7 protein-coding genes and 1 pseudogene are annotated in these 9178 nt (G+C 34.8%); 4 read left to right on the forward strand and 4 right to left on the reverse strand.

The window, feature by feature from the left end; translation table 11 throughout:
- Nucleotides 1–68: 68 nt before the first annotated feature.
- Entirely contained in the window at nucleotides 69–329 is a 261-nt protein-coding gene (locus ACP69Y_RS15920) for a hypothetical protein (RefSeq protein WP_425919421.1), read from the reverse strand.
- Between the two features lie 235 nt (nucleotides 330–564).
- Here ACP69Y_RS15920 and ACP69Y_RS15925 point away from each other — a divergent pair, with 235 nt between their 5' ends.
- Nucleotides 565–777, forward strand: a complete 213-nt coding sequence (locus ACP69Y_RS15925) for a hypothetical protein (RefSeq protein ID WP_425919422.1) — start codon at nucleotides 565–567, stop codon at nucleotides 775–777.
- A 171-nt stretch (nucleotides 778–948) separates the two neighbouring features.
- Here the strand turns inward: ACP69Y_RS15925 and ACP69Y_RS15930 are convergent.
- The 3 genes and pseudogenes from ACP69Y_RS15930 to ACP69Y_RS15940 all read right to left on the reverse strand — a co-directional run bounded on the left by ACP69Y_RS15930 (nucleotide 949) and on the right by ACP69Y_RS15940 (nucleotide 5681).
- Nucleotides 949–1316: pseudogene (locus tag ACP69Y_RS15930) on the reverse strand (response regulator).
- 37 nt (nucleotides 1317–1353) lie between these two features.
- Nucleotides 1354–3945, reverse strand: a complete 2592-nt coding sequence (locus ACP69Y_RS15935) for a sensor domain-containing protein (protein ID WP_425919423.1) — start codon at nucleotides 3943–3945, stop codon at nucleotides 1354–1356.
- Between the two features lie 758 nt (nucleotides 3946–4703).
- Entirely contained in the window at nucleotides 4704–5681 is a 978-nt protein-coding gene (locus ACP69Y_RS15940) for a GlxA family transcriptional regulator (RefSeq protein WP_425919424.1), read from the reverse strand.
- Nucleotides 5682–5813: 132 nt separating this feature from the next.
- Between ACP69Y_RS15940 and ACP69Y_RS15945 the strand changes: the two genes are divergently transcribed.
- The 3 genes from ACP69Y_RS15945 (at nucleotide 5814) to ACP69Y_RS15955 (ending at nucleotide 8898) form a co-directional block, all read left to right on the forward strand.
- Entirely contained in the window at nucleotides 5814–6698 is an 885-nt protein-coding gene (locus ACP69Y_RS15945) for an MBL fold metallo-hydrolase (RefSeq protein WP_425919425.1), read from the forward strand.
- An 84-nt stretch (nucleotides 6699–6782) separates the two neighbouring features.
- Complete coding sequence (locus ACP69Y_RS15950; protein ID WP_425919427.1) at nucleotides 6783–7325, forward strand: cysteine hydrolase family protein; 543 nt, start codon at nucleotides 6783–6785, stop codon at nucleotides 7323–7325.
- Between the two features lie 433 nt (nucleotides 7326–7758).
- Nucleotides 7759–8898 (forward strand): GGDEF domain-containing protein, encoded by a 1140-nt coding sequence (locus ACP69Y_RS15955; RefSeq protein WP_425919428.1) that lies wholly within the window; start codon nucleotides 7759–7761, stop codon nucleotides 8896–8898.
- The last annotated feature ends 280 nt before the right edge of the window (nucleotides 8899–9178 follow it).

Genomic DNA, 9178 nt, shown 5'->3' on the forward strand with positions numbered 1-9178 from the left:
TGATCAGCATCAGTAATTTATAAAACCCAAGCGTGGAATTTTGAAAAATAATTTATTTTTTACACGGTTTACTTAACAATCTCTGTCCAAAATTCCATGTCTGAATTCACTAAGCCAGGATCATTTTCAAACACTTCTTTTAAATCAGCAACGCTTACCCCTGAATGCCAAAATATAATGTGTAAAGAGATTGTCTGCTTTGCAATTTTCAAGGTCCTTTCATCTGAGTATTTAATAAAAAGGGAAATTGCTTTTTGATTTCTACCAAAAAGAAAAGCAAAAATAATCTTCCGTTCAGGATCTTGCCCTAAAAACTCATCTCTTTTCATATGCTTTGACACTCATTTTGTGAAGTGAACAGAATAGAACTTCAATATTTTTGTGATATCTCTGAGTTTATGGATTCTATCCTTTTTAAAGCTGAAAGCCTTGCTCCATTAGCAATAAGCAGTTTTTTAAGTGCACTACTGCATAAATTTTACTCATTAATACTAGTTCTGCTAAGATTAAATTTATAAGAATTAAAGTGTTCAAAAAAATCTAATAAAATTAATGGATATATTTATGAATAAACGGACTGCTTTAGAAATTACCCAAAAGTTACGATCTATTTATGCCGATCAAGTCAGAGTGGCAGAGCTATTTTTAAAAATAGGCGAAGTCTCTAATCTTACCCCTCTAATCCTCACAGGAAATAAAACCGTTTTTTCTTTTAAAGAAACTGGGAAATCTCTCACTAAAATTAAAAAGGAAATTTCTTCTGTGAAAAGTACTTGACAAGCAGATGCAGTGTTGGCAGAGCTCATTTCCGAGCTGGTATAGATTTTAGGGGGTAGTAATGCAAAAAGCTGATATATGAGAGTACTTTTTAAAGAGAATATTATCGACTCAAATCTCTATTTGTAACAGTACTGCTATGAGAGTCCAAGTCTATTTTGATGATTTTACTTATCCTGTCTTAATATGACTATTAATTACATCAATTAGATTTTTTCGTCTACAGGTTTAGTCAAATAATCACATGCACCTTGACGTTTCCCCCAAACTCGGTCAGTCGCTTGATCTTTTGTACTGATAATTACAATAGGGATGTGCTTTGTGGTTTCATTACGTGTAATTTGACGCGTGGCTTGAAAACCATTTATTTCAGGCATCACTATATCCATTAAAATAAGATTCGGTAACTCTGCTTGTGCCATTGCAATAGCCTCAACACCATTCACTGCTTCAATAACCTCGAAGCCATGCGTGATTAAAACTTGTTTTAAATATGACATTTCTGTCGGTGAATCATCAACTATAAGAATTAGTGTCATAATTTTTTCTTAATAAAAATGGGCTTATATGGTTACGCTATTTATCTATTGCAAGATTACATTGTTTATCTATTGCTAAATAGAAAGATTTTAAATCCCCAAGGGGTGCAGGTCTTGCATAAAAATAGCCTTGAAGCAGATCACAGCCTTGCTGGGAAAGCATACTTATCTGACTTAAGGTCTCGACACCTTCAGCTACCACTTCTAAATTGAGTTTATGGGCCAAATTGATAATTGACTGAACAATAGCAGCATCGTGATTATTTAGTGTAAGGTCTTGAATAAAGCTACGATCCAACTTGATTTGATTGATTGGTAAACGACGTAGATAGCTTAAACTTGAATAACCGGTGCCAAAGTCATCAATTGCTACTTGTACTCCTAAAGCACGTACCGATTTCAAAATTTCTATTGTTTTGTCAGCCCCAGTGATGATCACACCTTCAGTAATTTCAATTTTCAATAATTCTGGAGGAATTTGACTTACTTGTAGTACTTGTTTAATGACCTGTAGAAAGCCACTTCTTCGGAATTGTAAGGGTGAAATATTTACTGATACCGTTAAATGACGATTATGTTGCTCGTTCCATGCTGCTATATCTAAACAGGCTTTTTCTAATACCCATTGCCCGATATCTACAATCTGTCCTGTTTTCTCGGCTAAAGGAATAAAAATATCAGGGAAAATCAAGCCACGCTGTGGATGATACCAACGAATGAGTGCTTCTACTCCTTTGACTTCCCCTGTTATAGGATAAATCAAGGGTTGATAAAATAGGCTAAAATGCTTACCTTTTATAGCTTCCATCAGTTCTAAACGTAGATCAGCGTAGTCTATTTTCGGCTCTATTTTAATCCTGGATTTCTCAAACCATTGCCAAGTATTACGGCCTTGTCTTTTAGCTTCTTGCATCGCCAAGACTGACTGAGATAAAAGATCGGAAGAGGATTGTATTGAAATGTTGTCTGCCACAATACCAATACTGGCACTCACATGTATTTTATGATGATTTATTTGAAAGGGCTGTGACAAAAGCTCAAGAATTTTTTTAGCGAAAGTAATGATTTTTTTTCGATCATGAGAGTGTTTTATTAGTAAGGCAAACTCATCTTCGGCAAAACGGCTGAGAAAATCCCCTTCTTTCAAGCAATTCTGTAGACGCTCACCGACACTTTTAATAATCTGATCTCCTATCAATTGCCCCAAGCAATCACTCATATTTTTAAAGTCATCAAGGTCGATATAAAATAAAGTTAAAGCATCAGGGCTATTGTGCTGAGCTTGAAAAACCTGCTCTAAAAAACTCTCAAATGCTTTTTTATTTGGTAAACCTGTTAAATGATCATGATTTTGCTGATGTCGAATATATTCTTCATTAATGCGTTCTTGAGTAATATCTTCTTGAATACCTAAAAAATATGCACAATCACCATTTTGATCAAAAATAGGGCCAAGATTTAAGCGACTCCAAAACCAGCTACCATCTTTACAATAATTTTTTAGAGTCACCTCGACTTTTTCTTCTTCTTTTACTGCTTGTTTGAGTAATCTAATCTGATCTAAATCAGTATCGGGGCCTTGTAAGATAATACAGCTTTTCCCAAAAATTTCTTGTTCTGTATACCCAGTTTGTTTAAGTAAAGCGTGATTAACAGAAACTAGTCGCATATCTTCCGTTTTATCAATAATAAAAACACCATTTGGACTGGCATCTATTCCAAGCTTTAAGAGCTGTAAATTTTCTTGATTTCTGTGGCGTAAAGTAATATCACGCGCTATTGCAAATATACCAGTTACTTTCTGATTTTGAATAATGGGTAAATTAGTTAAGTCAAACCACAAAATTTCTCCTGAAGCATGATAAAGAGGAAGCTCATAATATTGAGCTTTTCCTTGCAACGCTTCTTTAAATAATGTGTTGGCGTATTCCTGGTATTCAGGAGGTACAAACGTAGAATAATGTTGGCCTTGAATCTTTTCAGGAGAAAACCCTGTAACTTCATGACAAGCAAGATTAGTAGTTGAAATATACCCCTTCAGATCCAGTTCATAAATGACATCGGGATGATGAGTATAAAAAGAGGTGTATTTTTCATTTATGGCTATTTTTTGCTGGCGTTCATCATCAAGTTCAATGGCTAAAGCAACTAAAGCCGCAGCTTGTAGCAAAAGATTAATATTTTTTTCAGTAGGTTCTTTTTCAGTGCGGTAGTAGGTTCCAAAAGTACCATATAAATTCCCTTTCGCACTTATAATTGGGGTAGACCAACAGCTATGGATTTTCTCTACCTGAATTAATCCTCTGTAAGCTTCCCAATTAGGATCTTCCATTAAATTAGAACTAATCACTAGTTTTTGAATAAATGCAGCTGTACCACATGAACCTTGATGTAGACCAATTTTTAAATTATCAATAGCTTTGCAATATTGCTTAGAAAAATGCTGATTGCCACTGATAAGCTTTAAAGTCTGATCCTGTTTGGAGTACATCATAATTGTAATAAGTGCACCTGGGATACGTGATTCAAGCCAACCAGTGATTGAATTTAAAATAAGATTAAGTTCAGTGTGCTGACCAATCAGGTTAAAGATATTATAAATATCTCGATCATCAAAATTACTTTTCATTTAGAATGCTCCCCTCCTTGGTTTAAATACATTCTAGACTGATTTCTAACTTAGTTTTAATAAGAATTGAATGGGCAACGTTCTCCATTAGTCTACAAAACCTAGTTTAATAATTAGTTTAAAGAAGCATTGGCAGTAGTTTAGTAAGGTCGATAGGGCGTAAAGTTTTTAGATCTTGCTATTGAGAAAGCCCAAGCAAAATTAAGCAAAGAGCATGAATTTGGTAACTAGCTGATAAACCGTCCGCTTCCAAGAACGGAGATTTCTATTTGGAACTTACAAAAGTTTGGTAATAAAAAACCCCGACATCCTATCGGGTTTTTTTATGTGTGACCATGCTTGTTCAACTATTGCCATACCCAACTTCCATTTAATAAGAACTTATCATTATTTTTTTTTGTTCTGAAAAATCTTGTTCCTATGTCTTAATCATATGGAAAAACAATTGAGTCTCCTATCCGGAAAATCCCTAAATTGATGTAAGTATATGCTTACATCGGGCTAAAAATCGCACCCTTTTTATCCGCAGAAATTGGGGGTATTTTAGCCATGGGATGGATTGATAAATCAGAATAAAGTTTCAATTTGATTAGAAAGCAATCAATTTTATTATCGGAATATATCAAACCTGTTCATAAAAAAAGTGACTTGTTTCCAAGCCGGTTTTTTGCTGCTTTGTAGGTCAATCAAAAAATTAACTATATGAAAAAAATGATATTTTGAATGGGTTCTAACAAACGCGTTTCGTATAAGCACCATTATGTTAAATGGGGCGGATTATTCTCATTAATGATCCCAAAAGCTTTTCTCCATGCCTGAGGGCTGGTGCCATATTTTTCACGAAAATTTTTTCTAAATGACACGGTATTATTAAAACCTGAAAGCTCGGTTATCTTTTCGATAGACAAGTTTGTCGTTTCTAAAAGCTCACAACTTAATCTGATTCTTTCAGTATTCAGCCAATCGACTAAGGTCATACCTGTCGCTTTCTTAAAATGCCGTGTGAACGTCCTACGTGTCATATGTGTTCGTTCAGCTAGGCTTTCAATATTATGTTGTAAAGCTAAATTCTTTCTTAAAAAATCAAGTAATAGGTTAATTTGTGCATCTTGGCTCGATTCTGCTACTGGCTGTTCAATAAACTGAGCTTGCCCACCTTCACGGTGAGGTGGAATTACCATTACTCTAGAGACTTTATTCGCAATTTGTGCATTATAGATTTCACGTACCAAGTACAAGCAGCAGTCTAACGCTGCGCCTGTTCCTGCAGAGGTTACGATCCTTTGGTCTTCTACATATAGGGCGTCATTATCAAGCTGGACCTGTGGAAATCGCTCACTAAAATCTTGTTCAGCCATCCAGTGCGTAGCTGCTTTTTTATGATCAAGTAAACCAGCATATGCCAATGCATAAGTTCCATAGCATAACCCTACAATTCTAATTCCAGTCTGATATGCACAATTTAGGGCATCGATAAGTACTTGTTCAGGCTCATGATTAAAATCATCCCATCCAGGAATAATAATAAGATCCGACTCTTTAATGAGTTCAATCCCACCATCAGGGATAATCATCATAGACTGTTCTGTTTTTACGGGTTGGCCATCTATAGAAAAAATTTTCAGATCAAATAAGCGTTTATCTTCAATCTTGATATTGAAAATGATATGGGGGATAGAGAAGTGAAATGAATTTATATTGGGATAAACGAATAATCCAATCACTGGTATAGCCATTCGATCTACCTCTCTAAAATAACAAATATAGCATGTTGTCCCAATAGTTTCGATGATTGTCCTTAAGGACAATTTTATTATTTGATTTTTCCTATCATGATTCGAGTATGACTAAATGATTGGATCTGGAACATGAATAAAATTTTAAGTAGCTCTGTTATTGCACTCTCTCTGGCAATGGCTTCAGTCCATTTATATGCGAATGATAAGGTGGTTCAGCGAGATACTTCTAAAGTTACGCATATACAAGAAATTCGCAATGCAACGATTAAAGTAACCTATGCTGATACGACTTTTTTAATTGACCCAATGTTTGCTAAAAAAGGGTTCTATGAAGGTTTCCCTGATACTCATCGTAGCTATTTACGGAACCCATTAGTCGATTTGCCTATCAAGCCCGAAACGATTTTAGAAGGTGTAGATGCGGTAATCGTGACCCATACCCATTTAGATCATTGGGATGATGCAGCACAAGCGACTATTCCGAAAAACATGCCTGTGTTTGTACAGAATAAAGAAGACCAGAAAGTCATTCAGTCACAAGGCTTCAAAGATGTTCGTGTATTGACGCAAGTGACCTTTGAAGGGATTAAGCTCACTAAAACTGGTGGCCAACACGGTACTGATGCCATGTACCGTATTCCTAAGCTTAAAGCTGGATTAGGCGAAGCAATGGGTGTGGTATTTGAAGCTGCTGGCCATGAAACTGTTTATGTAGCAGGAGATACCATCTGGCGTTCTGAAGTTGATCAAGCGATTCAAACATTTAAACCTGATGTGATTGTATTGAATACAGGTAACGCCTTGGTTAATGGCTTTAAAGAATCCATTATTATGGGTAAAGAAGATACTTATCGCGCAACTCAGAAAGCACCAAATGCCAAAGTTATTGCTGTTCACATGGATGCCATTAACCACATGTCGGTAACACGTGCTCAGCTTGCAGAATATGTAGAAGAAAAAGGGATTCAAGATAAGGTTTTAATTCCTATCGATGGTGAAACGCTCTCTTTCTAAAGTAACTTAAAGAAGTGGAAGCATTCCACTTCTTTAAAATCCTAAGCAGAACAAAACAAATATTAGTTAAGTAAAGGAATAGATATGTCAAAATCAGCTTTATTAGTTATCGACTTACAAAATGAATATCTACCTACAGGTAAATTACCATTGGTAAATATTGAACAAGCTGCTGCTAATGCAGTGAAAGTAATTGCGAAGGCCCGTCAACAGGGTACTCAAGTGATTCATGTCCAACATATTGCTGATGCTGAATCTCCTATATTTGAACCTAGCTCAAATGGTATTGAATTTCAGGACACAGTTAAGCCGCAAGAAGATGAATCTGTGATCATTAAAAATCACATTAATGCGTTCTTAAACACAAATCTCAAAGAAATTTTAGATAGCAATCAAGTGACTGAGTTAGTCGTGATTGGTGCTATGAGCCATATGTGTGTCGATGCGGCTGTTCGTGCTGCTTCTGATTTTGGTTATAAGGTAAAAGTTATTCAGGATGCTTGTGCAACACTAGACTTGGAATTTAATGGCGTTAAAGTACCTGCTGGTCATGTCCATGCAACATTAATGGCCGCTTTTGAATTTGCATATGCTCAAGTGATATCAACTGAAGATTATGTTAGCTAAAGATTAAGATTTTCTAAAATCAACATAATACACGTTATGCGAAATTCTTATATTTTTTCTTTATTTTTCAAAGGTATAATTCAATAATTAAAGCCTCTTTTCTACAATCAGGGCTTTTTTAATTTTTTCATGTACCACTTATTCAGGGATAGCAATCAGTTTAGGTGAACCGTACTGAGTTTGTCGGAGACAAGCTTTTTTAAGAAGCTCAAATTTAAGTTTAAAAACCAGTTGCTCTGACAACTGGTTTTTTATCGAAATAGAGCTAAAAGACTCGGTTTAAGATTCAATTTAATTGCTGGAATTCACAAGATGAAATCGAGTAAAAAATGATTTATGAAAGATTTTTTTATTAAAAAATAAATATTTATTGAATAAGGGTAGCTAAACAATTTAGAATAAAAATAACACAGCCCTAGATGTCATTCAGTACGTGAATTTGCCAGATATCCAGTATTTTTTGTTAGTTTACCCAATTTGCTTAATTCTTATTGGTGCTGTTTTTATTGCTGCTCATGTATGGTTTAAAGCGCCCAAATATTTATTGTGGATGGGGTTGGGTTGTATTTTGCCATCAGTAGCATTAGGTGCACAGACACTGATGACAAATGCACAGCTGAGGTTGACTGCTCCATGGTTTGCTCTTTTTTATTTAGGTGGAGCTTGGGCAGTTGTGCATGGAATGCTTTTAAAAGCCAATTCAAAATCAAATATATTTGTAGCAACTACTTTGATTGTAGTAGGTATGGCTTTGCTTTTATATTTTACCCATTTTGATGAGAATTTATGGCTAAGAATAATAATCATTAATATTGTGATTTTATGCTTAGAAGTTTTAGCACTTCCAAAAGCATATGATTTATTTAAAAAAACCTACGCCTTAGAAAAGCTTTTATGTTTTAGTTACGTTCTCTTATTTACTTATAATGTTATTAGAATTTTCATTGTCATCGTATACCTTCAAAATGTGCAATATGTAAATTTAGTCACAACCGAATGGTGGATGATGATGGTTTCTGTAAATCTCCTCCTCAGCCTGTGGTTTGCAATTGTAGTTTCGGCTGTAGCGGTAAAAGAAAGGTTTGATATCATTAACGAAGAAAGATTGAGAGATTCTTTAACTAAGCTGTATAACCGTAATGGTTTTTTAGAAAAAACCAAAGACTTGTTTAATGAATTGCAGCATGGTCAAGTTTATCTGGTGATGTCTGATATTGATAATTTTAAAGATATAAATGATACATGGGGGCATGTGGTCGGGGATAAAATCTTATGTGAAATTGCGGATCTATTAAAATCTAACATTCGGCAAGGTGATATTGCCGGCAGATTTGGCGGAGAAGAATTTATTATATTACTGAAAAGTGCAGATGAAGAATCTTCATTCGCTTTGGTTGAACGCTTACGCAAAAAAATTCAAGATCACCTTTTTATTAATCGTATTCGAATTACTGCAAGTTTTGGGGCAGCCAGAATAGATGCAGACTCTCAATTAATGAGTGCTCTAGAAATAGCAGATAAACGTTTATACAATGCTAAAAATAATGGCCGAAATAGAGTTTGTTTTAATTAAATTCTTTTAGAAAGAGATGAATTCAGGTTATGTTTTCTAGATCGTGTGCAAGAGGGCTATTTTAACTCAAATTGAATTGTTTAAATGATGCTAAGCTACATAAACCTTTACTTTTTCTGTCAGCTAAACATCTCCCATATTAGACTTCTTTCATAAATCATTTTTTACTCAGCTCCAAGTTATAGATTCCAGCAATTAAATTTGGCACTGTTGCAAATAGCCTGACATGCTAAGCTAAATATCTTGTTTGTCAGAGATACAGTTGATGAATCCATTTCAT

Origin of the sequence: Acinetobacter sp. TSRC1-2, assembly GCF_049895885.1 — a bacterium.
Taxonomy (GTDB): Bacteria; Pseudomonadota; Gammaproteobacteria; order Pseudomonadales; family Moraxellaceae; genus Acinetobacter.